18 protein-coding genes are annotated in these 17,883 nt (G+C 73.0%); 8 read left to right on the forward strand and 10 right to left on the reverse strand.

Going from position 1 to position 17,883, the window contains the following annotated elements; all coding sequences use genetic code 11:
• Positions 1-1,005: 1,005 nt before the first annotated feature.
• The 4 genes from ligA to STRAU_RS17590 are packed head-to-tail and all read right to left on the reverse strand — an operon-like array spanning position 1,006 to position 5,497.
• Entirely contained in the window at positions 1,006-3,189 is a 2,184-nt protein-coding gene (gene ligA / locus STRAU_RS17575; protein ID WP_016641695.1) for an NAD-dependent DNA ligase LigA, read from the reverse strand.
• A 31-nt stretch (positions 3,190-3,220) separates the two neighbouring features.
• A complete protein-coding gene (locus STRAU_RS17580; RefSeq protein WP_052029132.1) occupies positions 3,221-4,192 on the reverse strand; it encodes a methionine synthase in 972 nt (323 codons plus the stop codon).
• A gap of 50 nt (positions 4,193-4,242) precedes the next feature.
• Positions 4,243-4,932 (reverse strand): SDR family oxidoreductase, encoded by a 690-nt coding sequence (locus STRAU_RS17585; protein WP_016641697.1) that lies wholly within the window; start codon positions 4,930-4,932, stop codon positions 4,243-4,245.
• 25 nt (positions 4,933-4,957) lie between these two features.
• Complete coding sequence (locus STRAU_RS17590) at positions 4,958-5,497, reverse strand: LOG family protein (protein ID WP_016641698.1); 540 nt, start codon at positions 5,495-5,497, stop codon at positions 4,958-4,960.
• Positions 5,498-5,598: 101 nt separating this feature from the next.
• Between STRAU_RS17590 and STRAU_RS17595 the strand changes: the two genes are divergently transcribed.
• A complete protein-coding gene (locus tag STRAU_RS17595; protein ID WP_016641699.1) occupies positions 5,599-5,931 on the forward strand; it encodes a DUF427 domain-containing protein in 333 nt (110 codons plus the stop codon).
• A gap of 26 nt (positions 5,932-5,957) precedes the next feature.
• On the opposite strand, the gene STRAU_RS17600 is transcribed toward STRAU_RS17595, so the two are convergent.
• Positions 5,958-6,938: a GlxA family transcriptional regulator gene (locus STRAU_RS17600; protein ID WP_016641700.1), complete on the reverse strand. Its 981-nt coding sequence runs from the start codon at positions 6,936-6,938 to the stop codon at positions 5,958-5,960.
• Between the two features lie 95 nt (positions 6,939-7,033).
• Between STRAU_RS17600 and STRAU_RS17605 the strand changes: the two genes are divergently transcribed.
• The gene (locus STRAU_RS17605; protein ID WP_016641701.1) at positions 7,034-8,035 is read left to right on the forward strand and encodes an NADP-dependent oxidoreductase; all 1,002 of its coding nucleotides are present in this window, start codon (positions 7,034-7,036) and stop codon (positions 8,033-8,035) included.
• A 216-nt stretch (positions 8,036-8,251) separates the two neighbouring features.
• On the opposite strand, the gene mnmA is transcribed toward STRAU_RS17605, so the two are convergent.
• The gene (gene mnmA, locus STRAU_RS17610) at positions 8,252-9,394 is read right to left on the reverse strand and encodes a tRNA 2-thiouridine(34) synthase MnmA (RefSeq protein ID WP_016641702.1); all 1,143 of its coding nucleotides are present in this window, start codon (positions 9,392-9,394) and stop codon (positions 8,252-8,254) included.
• A gap of 61 nt (positions 9,395-9,455) precedes the next feature.
• Between mnmA and STRAU_RS17615 the strand changes: the two genes are divergently transcribed.
• A complete protein-coding gene (locus STRAU_RS17615) occupies positions 9,456-10,211 on the forward strand; it encodes an N-acetylmuramoyl-L-alanine amidase (protein ID WP_016641703.1) in 756 nt (251 codons plus the stop codon).
• 152 nt (positions 10,212-10,363) lie between these two features.
• On the opposite strand, the gene STRAU_RS17620 is transcribed toward STRAU_RS17615, so the two are convergent.
• The 3 genes from STRAU_RS17620 to STRAU_RS43000 all read right to left on the reverse strand — a co-directional run bounded on the left by STRAU_RS17620 (position 10,364) and on the right by STRAU_RS43000 (position 12,172).
• Complete coding sequence (locus STRAU_RS17620; RefSeq protein ID WP_016641704.1) at positions 10,364-11,542, reverse strand: cysteine desulfurase family protein; 1,179 nt, start codon at positions 11,540-11,542, stop codon at positions 10,364-10,366.
• Between the two features lie 64 nt (positions 11,543-11,606).
• On the reverse strand, positions 11,607-11,879 hold the full coding sequence (locus STRAU_RS17625) for a hypothetical protein (protein ID WP_016641705.1): 273 nt from the start codon (positions 11,877-11,879) through the stop codon (positions 11,607-11,609).
• A 140-nt stretch (positions 11,880-12,019) separates the two neighbouring features.
• A complete protein-coding gene (locus STRAU_RS43000; RefSeq protein WP_016641706.1) occupies positions 12,020-12,172 on the reverse strand; it encodes a hypothetical protein in 153 nt (50 codons plus the stop codon).
• Positions 12,173-12,283: 111 nt separating this feature from the next.
• On the opposite strand from STRAU_RS43000, the gene STRAU_RS17635 reads away from it, so the two are divergent.
• Together STRAU_RS17635 and STRAU_RS17640 are read left to right on the forward strand one after the other, a co-directional pair.
• Entirely contained in the window at positions 12,284-12,928 is a 645-nt protein-coding gene (locus STRAU_RS17635; protein WP_016641707.1) for a TetR family transcriptional regulator, read from the forward strand.
• 11 nt (positions 12,929-12,939) lie between these two features.
• Positions 12,940-13,815, forward strand: coding sequence for an alpha/beta fold hydrolase (locus tag STRAU_RS17640; protein WP_016641708.1), 876 nt, complete (start codon positions 12,940-12,942; stop codon positions 13,813-13,815).
• On the opposite strand, the gene STRAU_RS17645 is transcribed toward STRAU_RS17640, so the two are convergent.
• Positions 13,787-14,815, reverse strand: coding sequence for a helix-turn-helix transcriptional regulator (locus tag STRAU_RS17645; RefSeq protein ID WP_016641709.1), 1,029 nt, complete (start codon positions 14,813-14,815; stop codon positions 13,787-13,789). The genes STRAU_RS17640 and STRAU_RS17645 overlap by 29 nt on opposite strands.
• 140 nt (positions 14,816-14,955) lie before the next feature.
• Here STRAU_RS17645 and STRAU_RS17650 point away from each other — a divergent pair, with 140 nt between their 5' ends.
• The 3 genes from STRAU_RS17650 to STRAU_RS17660 all read left to right on the forward strand — a co-directional run bounded on the left by STRAU_RS17650 (position 14,956) and on the right by STRAU_RS17660 (position 17,627).
• Positions 14,956-15,861, forward strand: coding sequence for a LysR family transcriptional regulator (locus STRAU_RS17650; protein ID WP_016641710.1), 906 nt, complete (start codon positions 14,956-14,958; stop codon positions 15,859-15,861).
• Between the two features lie 108 nt (positions 15,862-15,969).
• Positions 15,970-16,539 carry a cysteine dioxygenase family protein gene (locus STRAU_RS17655; RefSeq protein ID WP_016641711.1) on the forward strand — a complete coding sequence of 190 codons (570 nt, stop codon included), beginning with the start codon at positions 15,970-15,972 and terminating at the stop codon, positions 16,537-16,539.
• Entirely contained in the window at positions 16,539-17,627 is a 1,089-nt protein-coding gene (locus STRAU_RS17660) for a YeiH family protein (RefSeq protein ID WP_016641712.1), read from the forward strand. The genes STRAU_RS17655 and STRAU_RS17660 overlap by 1 nt, the downstream gene beginning before the upstream one ends.
• The last annotated feature ends 256 nt before the right edge of the window (positions 17,628-17,883 follow it).

A 17,883-nucleotide genomic window follows, 5' to 3' on the forward strand; every position in this document is an offset into this window, starting at 1 on the left:
CCCCACCGCCCGCGGCGTCCGCCCCGGCACGCACCGCGCCCGCGGAGACGTCCCCGCCGGCGCCGGCCACCGCACCCCGGGCGCCCGCGGCGTCACCACCTCCCCCGGAACCGGTCACCGAACCCCTGCCGACGGACGATTCCCCGCCTCCCGCGGAGCCGGTGACGGCCCCCCGGACGGCGGCCGGACCCGCCCCGCCCCGAACTGCGGGGGAACCCGCCCCGGCGAATCCGGCGCCCGCCGTGCCGTCAACTGCCGTGCCCCGCACGGCCGGTGCGGTCGCGGGCGGGGCACTGTCCGCCGCGATGCCCGTTTCGTCCCTGCCGGGCCAGGGCGCACTGCGCCCACCCGCGCCCCGTCGTTCACCTTCGGCACTCGCCGTCACGCCAGCCTCCGCCGGGACCACCACTGCCTGACCGCCGGCTCCCCGCACGGGCATGACGTGTCCGCCCGGCTCCGGTCCCTCACCAACTCCCGTACCCCGTATGAGCGTTGCTTCCTCCTGTGGGGCGGGATCGGGGCCGGAAACGTCCGCCCAGCTCGGCACCGTGACCGCTTCCGTGCCGCCGGTCGTGGTCCAGGCCCGCTCGCGGGGACGGAACTCGGGGGTGCCGCCGGCCGTCGCGGCCCCGGCAGCGCTCCGGGCGGTCCCCGTGGCACCCGCGCGGTCGCGCCGGGCGCCGAGGGCGCGCCGCAGGAGCGACCGCAGCCATGAGTCCGGGGCGACGCTCTCGGTCGGTTCCATTCCCGTCCCTCTCACAGCCGGCGGTGCCCACGCCACGCGGAGCCACGCGGACTTGAAGATCCCTGGACAGCCGCGTCTGAAACCCTTCCCCCCGCTCTCGGTGAGCAGGGGATGCCCCCTCCGCAGCGGGGCACGGCAGGCGCACACCTCAACAGTAGGCCGCAGAAGGCTTCCACGGGCAGCGGTCGTCTACGGTTGCCCGAATGCGACCCGGCCACCCGTATGCATCTGATATGCGCTGAACGGGTGGCCTTCAACCGCTATTCTTCGGTCGGAAGTGCGACCTCCCGAGCCGCGTCAGCCCCTTGTTCGAGCAGGACCGCGAACCCGTCCTCATCGAGAACCGGAACCTTCACTTGCATGGCCTTGTCGTACTTCGAACCGGGGTTGTCACCCACTACGACGAATCCCGTCTTCTTTGAAACGGAACCGGTGACTTTCGCTCCGCGGCTCTGCAGCGCCTCTTTCGCGCCATCCCTCGTGTGGTTCTGCAGGGTGCCGGTGACGACGACGGTGACGCCTTCCAGGGGACGCGGGCCCTCGTCCTCTCCTCCGCCGGCCTCCTCCATGCGCACTCCGGCGGCCCGCCACTTGCGCAGGATCTCGCGGTGCCAGTCCTCGGCGAACCACTGCTTGAGGGAGGCCGCGATGGTCGGGCCGACGCCTTCGACGGCCGCGAGCTCCTCCTCCGTGGCCTGCTCGATACGCTCGATGGAGCGGAACTCGCGGGCCAGCGCCTCGGCGGCGACCGGGCCCACGTGGCGGATGGACAGGCCGGTGATGACGCGGGCCAGCGGGCGCTCCTTGGCCGCGGCGATGTTCTCCAGCATGGCGAGGGTGTTCTTCTTCGGCTCGCCCTTCTGGTTGGCGAAGAAGGTCACGACCTTTTCCTCGCCGGTCTTCGGGTCCCGCTTGGGCAGGCCCGAGTCCTGGTCGAGGACGTACGACTTGATGGGCAGGAGTTCCTCGACCTTCAGGTCGAAGATGTCGCCCTCGTCGAGGATCGGGGGGTCGGCGGGCTCCAGCGGCTTGGTCAGGGCGGCCGCGGCGACGTAGCCGAAGTTCTCGATGTCCAGGCATTTGCGGCCCGCGAGGTAGAACAGGCGCTCGCGCAACTGGGCGGGGCAGGTCTGCCCGTTCGGGCAGCGGAGGTCGATGTCGCCCTCCTTCATGGCCCGCAGGGCGGTGCCGCACTCGGGGCAATCGGCGGGCATCACGAACTCGCGCTCGCTGCCGTCGCGCAGGTCGGCGACGGGGCCGAGGATCTCCGGGATGACGTCGCCCGCCTTGCGCAGGACCACCGTGTCGCCGATGAAGACGCCCTTGGCCTTGACCACGTCCTGGTTGTGCAGCGTGGCGAACTCGACCTCCGAGCCCGCGACGGTGACGGGCTCCACCACGGCGTACGGAGTGACGCGACCGGTGCGGCCCACGCCGACTCTGATGTCGACGAGCTTGGTGTTGACCTCCTCCGGCGCGTACTTCCAGGCGATGGCCCAGCGGGGGGCGCGCGAGGTGGAGCCGAGGCGGCCCTGGAGCGGGATCTCGTCGAGCTTGACGACGACGCCGTCGATCTCGTGCTCCACGGAGTGGCGGTGCTCGCCGTAGTACGTGATGAACTCGCGGACGTCGTCGAGGCCCTGGACGACCTTGGCGTGCCGGGTCGTGGGCAGGCCCCACTCGCGCAGCAGGTCGTACGCCTGGGACAGGCAGTCGATGTCGAAGCCCTCGCGGGCGCCGATGCCGTGCACCACCATGTGCAGCGGGCGTGTCGCGGTGACGCGCGGGTCCTTCTGGCGCAGGGAGCCCGCGGCCGCGTTGCGCGGGTTGGCGAAGGGCTTGTCGCCGGCCTCGACCAGGCGGGCGTTCAGCTCCTCGAACTTCTCCATCGGGAAGAAGACCTCACCGCGGATCTCCACGAGCGCCGGAACGCGGTCGCCCTTGAGGCGCTCGGGGATGTCCGCGATCGTGCGGACGTTGGGCGTGATGTCCTCGCCCGCGCGGCCGTCGCCGCGGGTCGCGGCGCGGGTCAGCCTGCCGTTCTCGTACGTCAGATTGACCGCTAGGCCGTCGATCTTCAGCTCGCACAGGAAGTGGTGGTCGCTGGTGCCCACCTCCTTGGCGACGCGGTCGGCCCAGGCGGCCAGCTCCTCGTCGTCGAAGGCGTTGTCGAGCGACAGCATCCGCTCGCGGTGCTCGACCGAGGCGAAGTCCGTCTCGTACGAACCGGCGACCTTCTGGGTCGGCGAGTCCGGGGTGCGCAGCTCCGGATGGCGCTCCTCCAGGGCCTCCAGCGAGCGCAGCAGCTTGTCGAACTCGGCGTCGCTGACGACCGGCTGGTCCTTCACGTAGTACCGGAAGCGGTGCTCCTCGATCTGCTCGGCGAGCTGGGCGTGCTCGTCGCGTGCCTCCGCGGGCACCGTGCCTTCCTGTTCGACAGCCACCGTCTCGTCCTCCCGTTACCTTCAGACCCGGTTACTCAGGGTTGTCCGCGAGTGATCTCGCCGCCCGGACGCAGTGGGCGAGCACCGCGCGGGCGTACGCGGGCGAAGCACCCGCGAGACCGCACGACGGCGTGACCGTGACCGCGTCCGCGAGCGACCCCGGATTCAGCCCCAGCCTGCGCCACAGCGTCCTGACACCCATGACGCTACCGGCAGGGTCTGACAATGGGCCTTCCGTGCCCGGTACGACACCGGCGAACAGCTTCGTGCCCGCTTCGACGGCCTCGCCGAGTACCTCGTCATCACGCTCGGTGAGCAGCGCGAAGTCGAACGACACGGCGTCCGCGCCCGCCCGGCGCAGCAGCGCGAACGGCACGTCGGGCGCGCAGGAGTGCACGGCGACGGGACCGTCGTGGACGGCCATGACGTCGCGCAGCGCGCTCTCGACGGCCTGGCGGTCCACGGCGCGGTGGGTGCGGTACTGGCTGGCGGTCCTGATCTGTCCGCGCAGCACCGCGGTGAGCGACGGCTCGTCGAGCTGGAGGACGAGGTCGGCGCCCGGCACCCGCCTCCTGACCTCCGCGAGGTGGGCGCGGAGACCTTCCGCGAGGGATCCGGCGAGGTCGCGGCAGGCGCCGGGGTCGGAGAGCGCGGCCTCGCCGTTGCGCAGTTCCAGGGCGGCGGCGAGCGTCCAGGGCCCGACGGCCTGGACCTTCAGCGGGCCCTCGTACCCCTGGGTGAACTCCTCCAGGGCGTCCAGGTCCTCGCCGAGCCAGGACGCCGCACGGCGCGTGTCGCGGCCCGGCCGGTCGCCGAGGCGCCAGCCGCTGGGCTCCACGCGCGCGTACAGCTCGACGAGCATCCCGGCGGTGCGGCCGATCATGTCGGCGCCGGGGCCGCGCGCGGGCAGCTCGGCCAGGTACGGCATGCCCCGCCCGTCACCGCCGCCTTCGAAGGTGCCGGTGACCGTCTTCGCGGTCTCGCGGGCGTCGCCCCCGGGCATCGATCCGACGCCGGTGGCGCCGCCCCACTGTGTCGTGCTCACCGCCGTGCTCACCGTCCCGGCCGCACCGTCAGGTCGTTGACCTCGGCGTCGCGCGGCAGGTCCAGGGCCATCAGGATGGTCGTGGCCACGGACTCGGGGTCGATCCACTGCCCGGCGTCGTACTCCTTGCCCTCCTGCTGGTGGACCTTGGCCTGCATGGGGCTCGCCGTGCGGCCGGGGTAGACGGAGGTGACGCGCACGCCGTTGCCGTGCTCCTCGCCCCGCAGGGAGTCCGCGAGCGCCTTCAAGCCGTGCTTGGAGGCTGCGTACGCGGACCACTCGGGGCTCGCGCGAAGGCCCGCGCCGGAGTTCACGAAGATCACGTGACCCTGGGCGACGCGGAGTTGGGGCAGGAAGTGCCGGGTCAGCTCGGCGGGCGCGATCAGGTTGACGTTCAGCTGGTGGCGCCAGGACTTCGGGGTGAGGTCGCCGACGGGGCCGAGGTCGACGACGCCCGCGATGTGCAGCAGCGAGTCCACGCGGTCCGGGAGCGTCTGGTGCGAGAAGGCCCAGGAGAGCTTGTCCGGGTCGTTCAGGTCGCCGACGAGGGTGCTCGCGCCCGGGTACTCGGCGGCGAGCTCCTTGGCGCGTCCCGCGTCGCGCGCGTGCAGCACGAGGGTGTCCCCGCGCGCGTGGAGACGGCGGGCGACGGCCGCGCCGATGCCGGAGCCCGCCCCGGTGATCACATGAGTTGCCATGCGCCCATGGTCGCATTCCGGCCGGTCAGCGCGTGCCCATGGCCTCCTCCAGATAGGCAAGGGCGCCCACGGGCTCCTCCGCGAAGAAGACCAGGTCGGTCAGCGGCACCGGCAGGAAGCCCTCGTCCTCCATGCGGCGGAACTGCTCCTTCAACCCGTCGTAGAACCCGGCCGAGTTGAGCAGGACCACCGGCTTGGTGGTCCTGCCGTGCTTCTTCAGCTCCAGGATGTCGGTGGCCTCGTCGAGGGTGCCCGTGCCGCCGACCATGATGACGACGGCGTCGGCCTTCTCCAGGAGCAGCGCCTTGCGCTCGGCGAGGTCCTTGGCGATGACCATGTCGTCCACGCCGGAGCGGGCCTTCGCGGCGAGGAAGTCGACCGAGACGCCCATGAGGCGCCCGCCGGCCTCCTGCACGCCGTCCGCCACGACCTTCATCAGGCCCACGTCCGACCCGCCCCACACCAGCGTGTGCCCGCCCTTGCCGAGCAGCTCGGCGAACTCGCGGGCGGGGCGGGTGTAGGTCTCGGGCAGGTCGGCGGCGGAGAGGAAGACGCAGATATTCATGGGCCCCACGGTACGTTCCGCCTCTGACACCTCGGGAAGAAGAGTGCGCCGGAACGCGCTGCACCAGGAAAAGGCACTACAGGACGACGGAGGACGACATCGTGACCCAAGGACACCGCATCACCGTCGAGCAGGGCACCCGGCACGTGCGCGTGGCGCACGGCGGACAGGTGGTGGCCGAGAGCAGGCGGCCGCTGCTGCTGCGCGAGACGGGCTACCCGGTGCGCTATTACCTGCCTCCGGAGGACGTGCGTACGGACCTGCTGACGCCGTCCGGCACGCAGACGTACTGCCCCTTCAAGGGGACGGCGTCCTACTGGTCGCTGCCGGACGCCGCGGACACCGTGTGGGCGTATCCGGAGCCGAAGCCCGAAGTGGCCCTCATCAAGGACCACTTCTGCTTCTACGAGGTGGAGGAGGTTCCGGAGACCTAGGGGCCGTTCGACCCGTCGGACAGCCCCTAGGCGGCCGTGGCCGTGAACGTCCTGCGGTAGGCGGCCGGTGACACGCCCAGGACGGAACGCATGTGCTGGCGCAGCGAGTTGGCGGTGCCGAAGCCCGCGCGGTGGGCCACGAGGTCGATGGGCAGGTCGCTGGTCTCCAGGAGGTTGCGGGCCAGTTCGATGCGCTGGGCGGTGAGCCAGCGGCCCGGCGTGGTGCCCACCTCGTCACGGAAGCGGCGCGTGAACGTGCGCAGGCTCATCCGCGCGTGGTCCGCCAGCTCGCCGAGCGTCAGCGGCTCCTGGAGCCGTTCCAGGGCCCACGCGCGCGTGGGCGCCGTCGTGGCGGCCATCGGCTCCGGGACGGGCCGTTCGATGTACTGCGCCTGGCCGCCGTCGCGCCAGGGCGGTACGACGCAGCGGCGCGCGACGTGGTTGGCGACGGCGCTCCCGTGGTCGCGGCGTACGAGGTGCAGGCACAGGTCGACGCCCGCGGCGACGCCCGCCGACGTGAGGATGTCGCCGTCGTCCACGAAGAGGACGTCCTCGTCGAGCCGCACCCGGGGGAACTGGCGCCGGAACTCTTCGGCGACCTGCCAGTGCGTGGTCGCGGGCCGCCCGTCGAGGAGACCGGCCGCCGCGAGGACGAACGAGGCGCTGCAGAACGACACCAGGCGCGTGCCCGGACGCATCCGGGCGAGGGCCGCGCCGACCGGCCCCGTCAGCCCCTTGACGGCGGCCTCCGTGTCGCAGGGGCCCGCGGGCGGGAGCACCACCGTGTCCGCCGCCTCCAGCACCTCCGGGCCGTGCTCGACGGCCACGGAGAAGCCCGCGTCGGCCCGCACGGGGCGGCCGTCCGGCGTGCACACCACGACGTCGTACAGCGCACGGCCCTCGGCGTCCTCGGCGTTGCCGAACACGCGCGAGGGGATGCCCAGCTCGAAGGGGTACACGCCGTCCAGGGCTAGGACGACGACGCGGTGCGTGCTGCGGGAGGCCATGGCCAGATCCTGTCACATGATGGCCAAACTGCCAGCACCGCCGTCGGCCTCCGGGGCGCACTCTGGTGACCGCTCACCAGAGAGGAACAAGATCAATGAGCTCCCGTACGACCACGACCGCGGCCACGCCGGCCTCCTCGCCCGCGCCCGCGCCCGCCACCATGCGTGCCGTCAGCCCGCGCGTGTGGGGTGCCCCCGACGTCCTGGTCCCCGTAGAGGTGGCCCGTCCCGAGCCCGGGCTCACCGAGATCCTGGTCAAGGTGCACGCGGCCGGGGTGAACCCGGCCGACTGGAAGATCCGCGCCGCGGGCCAGTTCGGGACGTGGGGCGACACCCCGATCCTCGGGTACGACGTGTCCGGCACCGTCGAGGCCGTCGGCCCCGGAGTGACCCTCTTCGCCCCCGGTGACGAGGTGTTCGGCATGCCGCGCTTCCCGGAGCAGGCGGGCGGCTACGCGGAGTACGTGACGGCTCCCGCGCGGCGCTTCGCCCGCAAGCCCGCGAACATCGACCACGTGGAGGCGGCGGCGCTGCCCCTGGCCGCGCTCACGGCCTGGCAGGGCCTGGTCGAGACGGCGGGACTGCGCGCCGGTCAGCGCGTGCTGATCCACGCGGCGGCGGGCGGTGTCGGCCATCTCGCGGTGCAGATCGCCAAGGCGTACGGCGCGTACGTCATCGGCACGGCGCGCGCCGACAAGCACGAGTTCCTGCGGAGCCTGGGCGCGGACGAGCTGATCGACTACACGGCGGTGGACTTCACCGAGGCCGTGCGCGACGTCGACGTGGTCCTCGACGGGGTCGGCGGCGCGTACGGCGAGCGTTCCCTGGGCGTGCTGCGCCGGGGCGGGCACCTGGTGACGCTGCCCGACCCGGGCGGGCTGCCGGACGCCGAGCGGGCGCGGGAGCTGGGGGTGCACGCCGGCTGGACGGTCGTGGAGCCGGACCGGCACGGGATGCTGGAGATCGCCCGCCTGGTCGAGGAGGGCGCGCTGCGCGCGGAGGTCGCGGCCACGTTCCCGCTGGCGCGGGCGGCCGAGGCGCACGCCGTGGGCGAACAGTCCCGCACCCAGGGCAAGCTGGTCCTCACCGTGGCGTGATGCGCATGGGGCTGCGCCCCTCTCCCCCGCATCGCCGCTTCGCGGCTCGTCCTCAATCGCCGCGGCTCGTCCTCAATCGCCGGACGGGCTGGAAACCTCGCCGGGACGGCAGCCCGGAGGTCAAAAGCCCGTCCGGCGTTTGAGGACGAGGCGCGGAGCGCCGAACGGGGGGCCAGGGGCGCAGCCCCATACACACCCGGCCGACGCCCACATGTCTCAGGCCAGCGCAGCGGCCCGCTCCGTCGTGGCGATCGTCGCCGAGCCGACCACGCGCGAGCCCTCGTACAGGACGATCGCCTGGCCTGGGGCGACGCCCCGTACCGGCTCCGCGAAGGAGACCCGCAGCTCGCCGTCCACCAGCTCCGCCGTGACCGGCGTCTCGCCGCCGTGGGCGCGGAGCTGGGCCGTGTACGTGCCGGGGCCGGAGGGGGCCGCTCCGCACCAGCGGGGCTTGACGGCCGTCAGGGCCGTCACGTCCAGGTCGGCGGCGGAGCCGACCGTCACGGTGTTGTTCACCGGGGAGATGTCCAGGACGTAGCGGGGCTTGCCGTCGGGGGCGGGGGTGCCGATGCGCAGGCCCTTGCGCTGGCCGATCGTGAAGCCGTACGCCCCGTCGTGGGTGCCCAGCTTGTTGCCCTCGGCGTCGACGATGTCGCCCTCCGCCTTGCCCAGGCGGGAGGCGAGGAAGCCCTGGGTGTCGCCGTCCGCGATGAAGCAGATGTCGTGGCTGTCGGGCTTCTTGGCGACGGCGAGCCCGCGCCGCTCGGCCTCCGCGCGGATCTCGTCCTTCGTGGTGACCGTGTCGCCGAGCGGGAACATCGCGTGCGCGAGCTGCCGGTCGTCCAGGACCCCGAGGACGTAACTCTGGTCCTTGGCCATGTCCGAGGCGCGGTGCAGCTCGCGCGTGCCGTCGTCGTTCAGGATCACCTGCGCGTAGTGGCCGGTGCAGACCGCGTCGAAGCCGAGGGCGAGGGCCTTGTCCAGGAGCGCGGCGAACTTGATCTTCTCGTTGCAGCGCAGGCACGGGTTGGGGGTGCGCCCCGCCTCGTACTCGGCGACGAAGTCCTCGACGACGTCCTCGCGGAAGCGCTCGGCGAGGTCCCACACGTAGAACGGGATGCCGATGACGTCCGCCGCGCGCCGCGCGTCGCGCGAGTCCTCGATGGTGCAGCACCCGCGCGCGCCCGTGCGGAACGACTGCGGGTTCGCCGAGAGCGCGAGGTGCACACCGGTCACGTCGTGCCCGGCTTCGGCGGCCCGGGCAGCGGCGACGGCGGAGTCCACGCCGCCGGACATGGCGGCGAGGACGCGGAGCGGGCGGCTGGTGCGCGGCTGGGCCGAGGAGATCTGCGAAGTCATAGCCCTAACAGGGTACGGGTCCATGGGAACCCACTGCCCGTGAGTATGCGTTGGGGATCACATGGGGGACGAGAACGCGGAGCACACCGAGAAGGCCGCGCGGGCCGAGAAGCCGGAATCCGGCGCGAGCGGGGACAGCGGCGCGGGCGCGGAGCCGGAGCGCCGGCGCGGGTCCACGCGGCGCGCGCTGCTGCTCGGCGGTGCGGCCGTCGGCGTCGGCGCGGCCGTGCTCGCCCGCGAGGAGCTGGGCCGCCTGTGGTGGCGGGTTCCCGGCGTCGTGAAGAAGCGCAAGGAAGGCGAGGTCGACGCCCGGGGCGCGCAGTGGATAGCGGCGTCGAGCGCGAACTGGCGGCGCGCCGACCGCCCCTCCGACTACGACATCGACCGCATCGTCATCCACGTCGTCCAGGGCGGGTACGCGACCGCGCTCAAGGTCTTCAAGGACCCCGGGCACGGGGCGGCGGCGCACTACGTCGTCCGCAAGGACGGGCACATCGCGCAGATGATCCGCGAGCTCGATGTCGCCTTCCACGCGGGGAACCGGTCGATGAACGAGCGCAGTGTAGGCATCGAGCACGAGGGGTTCGTGGACGAGAAGTCGTCGTTCACTGACGCGATGTACGTGGCGTCGGCGCGGCTCACGGCGGGGATCTGTGAGCGGTACGACATTCCGGTGGACCGGGAGCACATCATCGGGCATGTGGAGGTGGAGGGGACGGATCACACCGATCCGGGGCCGCACTGGGACTGGGGGCGGTATCTGCGGCTTGTGCGGCGGGAACGGGACCGGCCTGCCCGGGCGGGCACGCCGGCGTAGCGGTGCCCCCGGGGTGGGGAAGGCCCGGCTGGGAGCTCCCCAATCCCGCCCCTTCGCCCCGGACCCCGCTCCTCAAACGCCGGAGGGGCTGAAAAGCACGCCGGAAAGGCTGAAAGGCGCGCCGGAAGGGCTGAAACAGGAGCTGAAAAGCCTCAGCTCAGGCCCGCCGTCCTCGCTCGTTCCACCGCCGGGCCGATCGCCTCCGTCACCGCCTGCACGTCCTCGCGTGTCGACGTGTGGCCGAGCGAGAAGCGCAGCGTGCCGCGGGCCAGGTCGGGGGCGGTGCCGGTGGCGAGGAGGACGTGGCTGGGCTGGGCGACGCCCGCCGTGCAGGCGGAGCCGGTCGAGCACTCGATGCCCTGCGCGTCCAGGAGCAGCAGGAGCGAGTCGCCCTCGCAGCCGGGGAAGGTGAAGTGCGCGTTGGCCGGCAGCCGTCCGCCCGGGTCCGGGTCGCCGCCGAGGATGGCGTCGGGGACGGCCGCGCGGACCGCGTCGACCAGTTCGTCGCGCAGCGCGCCGATCTCGCGGGCGAACCACTCGCGGCGCTCGGCGGCGAGCCGCCCGGCCACGGCGAACGCGGCGACCGCGGGCACGTCGAGCGTGCCGGAGCGCACATGCCGCTCCTGTCCGCCGCCGTGCAGCACGGGCACGGGGCTGTGGGCGCGGCCGAGCAGCAGTGCGCCGATGCCGTAGGGGCCGCCGATCTTGTGGCCGGAGACGGTCATCGCGGCGAGCCCGGAGGCGCCGAAGTCGACGGGCACCTGCCCGACGGCCTGCACGGCGTCGGCGTGCAGCGGCACGTCGAACTCGGCGCAGACGTCGGCCAGTTCGCGCACCGGCTGGAGGGTGCCGATCTCGTTGTTGGCCCACATGACGGTCGCGAGGGCGACATCGTCGGGGTTGCGGGCGATGGCCTCGCGCAGCACCTCGGGGTGCACGCGGCCGTGCGCGTCCACGGGGAGGTACTCGACGGTGGCGCCCTCGTGCTCGCCGAGCCAGTCCACGGCGTCGAGGACGGCGTGGTGCTCGACAGGGCTCGCAAGGACCCGGGTCCGGGGCGGGCCGCCGTCCGCGCCGGAGCGCCGCGCCCAATAGAGGCCCTTCACGGCGAGGTTGTCGGCCTCGGTGCCGCCGGCGGTGAAGACCACCTCGCTGGGGCGCGCGCCGAGCGACTCGGCCAGCGTCTCGCGGGCCTCCTCGACCGTGCGTCGCGCCCGGCGCCCCGCCGCGTGCAATGAGGAAGCGTTGCCGGTGACGGCGAGCTGGGCGGTCATCGCCGAGATCGCCTCCGGAAGCATCGGAGTGGTCGCGGCGTGGTCGAGGTAGGCCATGGTGGGCACGATTCTACGAGCCGCGCGGTCGCGGCCGGACCCCGCGGTGGCCCGTCGGCGCCGGTCAGCCCGCGAAGCTCCAGGACACCGAGTTGTTGAGGGACATCAGTACGCCGAGGAGGACGAGGTCGGCCACGCCGAGCCCGAGTCCGAGCAGCGCGCGGCCGCGGCGCCCGGTGCCGCGCCACAGCGCGACGGACGCCAGCGCGATGGCGACGGGGCCGAGCACGATGTTCAGGACGAGCAGCCCGAGCAGACCGAGCACGAAGGAGGCCACGGCCATGCCGTCGGTGTCCCGACGGCCGACGGGACGCTGGGCCTGTGCGGTGAGTTCCATGGTGCGACTCCCTCAGAGTGATCGAATGCCGTACGGAAACCGGAGGACCGGAAAACCGGAGGACCGGAAAACCGGAGGACCGGAAAACCGGAGGACCGGAGAACCGAAGTACCGGAGTGCCGGAGTGCCGGAGTACGGAGTCAGCGGTGGCGCGCGTGGCGCTCGCGCACCGCGAACACCAGCAGCCAGGCGCCGATGACCGCGGCCATCACGAGCGTGACGGGCAGCGGGGCGTGCGCCACGGTGCCCATGGCGACGCCGAGCAGCAGGAGGGCGGCGACGAGGAACAGCATGGGACTACAACCTCTCTTCGGTGAACGCTTGTGGTTACAACTGTTCACTGACTAGAGAACTACTCGCCTCGCGGCTTCCAAAACTGGGAGAACAGTTGTTAACTGCATGGCATGAGTCACACCCTCGACGGCCCGGCCCGGGGCGCCCGGCAGGCGCAGAAGCAGAAGACCCGGCAGGCACTCCTCGACGCGGCGCTGCGCCTGCTGGAGGAGCAGAGCCTGTCCAGCCTCGGCCTGCGCGAGGTGACCCGCGCCGTGGGGGTGGCGCCCACCGCCTTCTACCGGCACTTCCGCGACACCGCCGACCTGGGCGTGGCCCTCGTCGAGGAGGCCCTGGGCAGCCTGCACACGACGCTCGTCGCCACGCTCGCGGCGACCGGTGACGGCGAGGAACGCATCGCGGCCGCCGTCGACCTGATCGTCGCCTATGTACGCGCGTACCCCGCCCACGCCCGCTTCATCGCGCGCGAACAGCACGGCGGCGTGAAGCGGGTGCGCGAGGCCATAGGCGCGCAACTGGCGCTGTTCGCCGAGGAGGTGGCGGCGCAGTTCGCCTCGGAACCGGAGGCGGCGGGCTGGAGCGAGGACGACCTGCTGATGCTCGCCCGGATGTACGTGGACCACATGGTGATGACCGCGTCCGCCCTGCTCGAGACCGACGACGCGGGCCCGGTGACGGACACCGCCCGCAGGCAGTTGCGCCTGGTGAGCCTTGGACGCCTGCACTGGCTCGACGCGCCAGTAAGGGGCAACTAGCCTTATCGGTCATGACGACCACACACGATGACTGGCCCCTCGGCGAGACCTTCGCCTCCTCGTCCGGCGCCGTCCGCTGGGCCGCCCTCGGTCCCGCGGACGCACCGCCGGTCGTCCTGGTCCACGGCACCCCGTTCTCGTCGTACGTCTGGCGGGGCATCGCCGGGGCGCTGGCGCGCGAACACCGCGTGTACGTCTGGGACCTGCCCGGGTACGGCGCCTCCGAGATGCGGTCCGGGCAGGACGTCACCCTCGCCGCGCAGGCCCGGGTACTCACCGAACTGCTCGCCCACTGGGGCCTGGACGGGCGGGACGGGCGGGACCTCCCGGCGGTCGTGGCACACGACTTCGGGGGCTGCGTGGCGCTGCGGGCCCACCTGCTGCACGAGGCGCGCTACGAACGCCTCGCCGTCGTCGACCCGGTGGCGCTTGCACCCTGGGGCTCGCCCACGTACCGGCTGCTCGGCGCGCACGCGGAGGTGTTCGCTCAGCTCCCGGCCGCGCTGCACGAGGCGCTGGTGCGTGAGTACGTCGGCTCGGCGAGCCACCGCGGCCTGCACCCGGCGGTGCTCGACCGGCTCGTGGCGCCCTGGTGCACCGAAGCGGGCCGGCCCGCCTTCTACCGGCAGATCGAGCAGAACGACCAGCGCTTCACGGACGAGATCCAGGGCAGGTACGGCGAGTTGGCGCTGCCCGTCCTGGTCTGCTGGGGCACCGAGGACACCTGGATCCCGGTGGCACGCGGCCACGAACTCGCCGAGCTGATCCCCGGCGCCGAGCTGCGGCTCATCGAGGGCGCCGGACATCTCGTACAGGAGGACGCGCCGGCGGAACTCACGGCGGAGCTCGGCCGTTTCCTCAATGCGGGCCCTCGTACAGGGCACTGACAGCCGCGGCGGCCCGCGCCAGCTCTTCCCGTACCTCCGGCGGCGAAAGGACCTCAAGGGCGTCGGAGAAGGCGAGCAGCACGCGGGTCGCGCGCGTCTCCTCGCACACGAGACGCACAGTGACCCACTCCCCCTTGCCCGCACCAGCACCCTGGCCCGCGCCCTGCCCCTCCCCCTCCTCCGTGTCCTCGACGACCACCTCGGTGAGCGCGCCCCCGTGCAGCCGCAGGAAGCGGCCGAGGCGGTCGCGGCGCACCCGCGCGGTGACCTCGATGCCGCCGGTGCGCCGCTCCACCCGCCGCTTCAGCACCTCCCAGACATCGGCCAGTTCGACGCCCGGCCTGCGCCGCACGGGCTCGTCCGTCACGCACGCCGAGCGCACCCGGTCGGCGCGGAACAGCCGCGGCTCACCGTCCCGGTCGGCCACGAGGTACCAGACCCCCGCCTTGGACACCAGGCCGTACGGATCGAGGGTGTACGTGCTCGGCTCGTCCGGGTCCTCCGCGCCGCTGTGCACATAGCCGACGCGCAGCCGCCGGTCGGCGAAGACGGCGTCCTGAAGCGTGTCCAGGTGGTCCACGGGCAGGCCGTCGCCGGGCCCGCGCGTCCAGCGCGTGGCGTCGACGAGGATCCGGCGGCTTGTCAGTTCGGCGGCGGGCCGGTGCGGTGCGGGCAGCGCCGCCATCACCTTGCGCAGGGCCGAGCCGATGGCCGCGTCCAGGCCGAGCGCGGCGTGCGCGCCCTGCGCGGCGAGCACGAACAGGGCGCGCGACTCGTCGGCGGTCAGCCCCGTGACGTCCGTGCGGTAGCCCGGGAGCAGCGCGATGCCGCCGTGCCGGCCGCGCTCGGCGTACACCGGGACACCGGCCGCCGACAGCGCCTCGACGTCGCGGTAGATGGTGCGTACGGACACCTCCAGGCGCTCGGCGAGTTCGTGCGCGGGCACCGTCCCGCGGGTCTGGAGCAGCAGGAGGACGGAGAGCAGCCGGTCGGACTTCACGCGGTCAAGGATCGCGCAGCCGGGCCGGCGGCCCGCGCCCGCCCGCCGGGGGCCGCCGGACCGGACCCGCGGATCCCGCCCAACCAGAAGCGACGGAAAGGCCCCGACACCTGTTCCTAAATTCTGCTTATGATTCAGGCGTGTTCGACTCCCGGCACATCAGGTCCTTCCACGAAGTGGTCCGCACCGGTTCGTACTCCGCCGCGGCCCGCTCCCTCGGCTATACGCAACCCGCGATCACCCAGCAGATGAAGGCGCTCGAACGGTCCGTGGGCACGGTCCTGTTCACCCGCGTCGGCCGCCGGATGCGGCTCACGGAGGCGGGCGAGGCGCTGTCCCGGCACGCCGGGGTGATCCTCGGCAACATCGACGCGGCGCAGCAGCAGATGAACGCGATCACGCGGCTGCGCACCGGCCGGGTGAGACTGTGCGCGTTCCCCAGCGCCACCGCCACCCTGATCCCGGAGGCCCTGGCCCGCCTCGCCCGCGGCCACCGCGGCATCCGCGTCGAACTGCAGGAGTGCGAACCGCCGGAGTCGCTGCGCCGCCTGGTGCACGGCGAGGCCGACGTCACGCTCGCCTTCACCTACCCCGGCCTGCGCGAAGAGGTGCCGGACGAGGTGGTCGAAGTGCCGCTGATGGAGGACCAGTTGACGGTCCTGATGCCGACCCGGCACCCGATGGCGCGGCGCCGCTCGGTGCGGCTCGCCGACCTGTCCGAGGAACGCTGGATCGCCGGATGCCTGCGCTGCCGGGCCAACTTCCTGCACGAGTGCGCCGAGCAGGGCTTCGCGCCCGACATCGCCTTCACCACCGACGACAACCTCGTCATACAGAGCCTCGTCTCGGAAGGGCTCGGCATCGCGATGATGCCGGGACTCGTCCTGAACTTCCTGTGCCACCGCTCGGTCACCGGCCGCCCGCTGGACCCGGCGTCGCGCCGGCAGGTGTCCGCGTACGTCCTGCGGGAGCACCTGCGCATTCCGGCCACGGCGCTCGTACTCGACGAGTTGAAGGCGGTGGCCGCGAACCGGGTGGGCTGCTGAACGACAGATCCACAGGCGAGTCGCGCGGCCAATCCATAAGCAGGTTTTGAGGTTCCGCGAAGAAACTGTCGTTGGACGTGATGGATGGCGGGGGCCGACTCTGCCCGTATGACCACCCCCACCGCGCACACCCGCACCCGCACGACCGAGCGCCTCGACGCGCTCGTCTCCGACATCCGCGAGGCCGTCGGCCGCGGCCTGCCGCCGGACCTGACCGCGTACCTGGTCGGCGAGCGCCTCGCGCCGCATCTGGGCGCCGCCGACCTGCTCACCGCCGAGCAGTGCGAGGGCGACCCGGACCGCTACCGCCAGCACCTGCTGCACGCCGAGAGCGACGGCAGCTTCTCCGTCGTCGGCCTGGTGTGGCTGCCGGGCCAGCGCACGTCCGTGCACGACCACGTGTCGTGGTGTGTGACCGGCGTGCACGAGGGCGAGGAGCACGAGCGGCGCTACCGGCTCGTGCCCGCCGCCGGGCCCGGCACCGCGGCGCACCTCGTCGCCACGGAGGACGTGGTGAACCCGAAGGGCGCGGTGTGCGGTTTCGCGCCGCCCGGTGACATCCACCGCGTGTGGAACGCGGGCGCGGGGCGGGCGATATCGCTGCACGTCTACGGCGCGGACATCTCGCGGCTCGGCAGCAGCGTGCGGCGCGTGTACGACCTGCCGGCCGACCGCTGATGGCGCTGCTCGGACAGCGCCCGCCGAAGCCGGCGCCGGCGCGGGCACCGGCTGCGCGCCCGCTTTCGCGCCGGCGCCCGGCCGCCTCGGGCCCCTGGCCGGGCCTCGCCCTCGCGGCGGCGGGTGTCGCCGTCGCCTGGCTGACCCACCGCCTCGTGCCCGGCATACCGATGCTGACGGTCGCGATCGTCCTCGGTCTGGCGGCCGCGCAGGTGCCGGGTTCGCGGGTGTGGGTACGCGGCTGGGCCCGCCCCGGGCTCACCTTCGCCGCGAAACGGCTGATGCGCGTGGGTGTGGTGCTGCTCGGCCTGAAGCTCAGCCTGGGCGACGTACTCGGGGTCGGCTGGGAGACCGTCGCCATGATCCTCGTCGTGGTCGCGGCGACGTTCTTCGGTACGTGGTGGCTCGGCCGGAAGCTGGGGCTGCCCGGTGACCAGCCCCTGCTCATCGCCACCGGCTACTCGATCTGCGGGGCGTCCGCGATCGGCGCCGTCAGCGACGTCTCGCGCAGCGAGGAGCGGGACACGGCCGCGTCGGTGGCCGTCGTGACCCTCTGCGGCACCCTCGCGATCGCCGTACTCCCGCTTCTCCAGGGCCCGTTGGGCCTCAGCGACGCGGAGTTCGGGCGGTGGGTCGGGGCGAGCGTGCACGACGTGGGGCAGGTGGTCGCCACCGCGCAGACCGCCGGGGGTGACGCCCTCGGGGAAGGCGTACTCGTCAAGCTGATGCGGGTGGCGATGCTGGCTCCGCTGGTGGCGGGTCTCGCGGTGGCCGTCCGGGCCCGCGCGGCTGCGGCCTCGGGCCCCGCGACGGCTTCGGCTGGGCGGCGGCCGCCGTTGGTGCCGCTGTTCGTCGCGGGGTTCGTGGGGATGGTGGCGGTACGCAGCACGGGGTGGCTGCCCGACTCGGCCCTCGACGCGGCCGGCATCGCCCAGGAACTGCTCCTCGCGGCGGCACTGTTCGGCCTCGGCAGCGCGGTGGACCTCCGGTCACTGGTACGCACCGGGGGCCGGGTGGGACTAGTGGGGCTGTGCGCGTGGGTCGTGGTGGGCGGGGTGTCTTATGCGGGGGTGTGCTTGACGGGCTGAGGGTTCTGGCGGGGCGCCTCTGTGCACGCCAGCGCCACGGGCACCGTGGGCCTGGGCTGTGCCCACCCGTGCCGCCCCTGGCCCGTGCCGCCCCTGGCGGCCCAGCTGCCCACAGCGGGGACGGGAGCCCCACCCAGACCGCCGACGCCGAACGGCCCCGGGTGGCACCGGGAGGTGGGGTTGGTGTGCTGTGGGGCAACGCTGGCCCCGGCTGCGGCCCGACGCCTGAGGGTGGCCGTCACGGGTGGGCGGGTGG

The sequence above is a fragment of the Streptomyces aurantiacus JA 4570 genome (assembly GCF_000414115.1).
Classification (GTDB): domain Bacteria; phylum Actinomycetota; class Actinomycetes; order Streptomycetales; family Streptomycetaceae; genus Streptomyces; species Streptomyces aurantiacus_A.

Excerpts from the sequence above, each read along its gene's own strand:
- STRAU_RS17600 (WP_016641700.1), bottom strand. The coding sequence starts at position 6,938 with ATGGCCTCCCGCAGCACGCACCGCGTCGTCGTCCTAGCCCTGGACGGC.
- STRAU_RS17660 (WP_016641712.1), top strand. The coding sequence starts at position 16,539 with ATGGCGCTGCTCGGACAGCGCCCGCCGAAGCCGGCGCCGGCGCGGGCA.
- STRAU_RS17625 (WP_016641705.1), bottom strand. The coding sequence starts at position 11,879 with ATGGAACTCACCGCACAGGCCCAGCGTCCCGTCGGCCGTCGGGACACC.
- STRAU_RS17655 (WP_016641711.1), top strand. The coding sequence starts at position 15,970 with ATGACCACCCCCACCGCGCACACCCGCACCCGCACGACCGAGCGCCTC.
- STRAU_RS17590 (WP_016641698.1), bottom strand. The coding sequence starts at position 5,497 with ATGAATATCTGCGTCTTCCTCTCCGCCGCCGACCTGCCCGAGACCTAC.
- STRAU_RS17585 (WP_016641697.1), bottom strand. The coding sequence starts at position 4,932 with ATGGCAACTCATGTGATCACCGGGGCGGGCTCCGGCATCGGCGCGGCC.
- STRAU_RS17640 (WP_016641708.1), top strand. The coding sequence starts at position 12,940 with ATGACGACCACACACGATGACTGGCCCCTCGGCGAGACCTTCGCCTCC.
- STRAU_RS17635 (WP_016641707.1), top strand. The coding sequence starts at position 12,284 with ATGAGTCACACCCTCGACGGCCCGGCCCGGGGCGCCCGGCAGGCGCAG.
- mnmA (WP_016641702.1), bottom strand. The coding sequence starts at position 9,394 with ATGACTTCGCAGATCTCCTCGGCCCAGCCGCGCACCAGCCGCCCGCTC.
- STRAU_RS17605 (WP_016641701.1), top strand. The coding sequence starts at position 7,034 with ATGAGCTCCCGTACGACCACGACCGCGGCCACGCCGGCCTCCTCGCCC.
- STRAU_RS17620 (WP_016641704.1), bottom strand. The coding sequence starts at position 11,542 with ATGGCCTACCTCGACCACGCCGCGACCACTCCGATGCTTCCGGAGGCG.
- STRAU_RS17615 (WP_016641703.1), top strand. The coding sequence starts at position 9,456 with ATGGGGGACGAGAACGCGGAGCACACCGAGAAGGCCGCGCGGGCCGAG.
- STRAU_RS43000 (WP_016641706.1), bottom strand. The coding sequence starts at position 12,172 with ATGCTGTTCCTCGTCGCCGCCCTCCTGCTGCTCGGCGTCGCCATGGGC.
- STRAU_RS17580 (WP_052029132.1), bottom strand. The coding sequence starts at position 4,192 with ATGCCCGGGGGCGACGCCCGCGAGACCGCGAAGACGGTCACCGGCACC.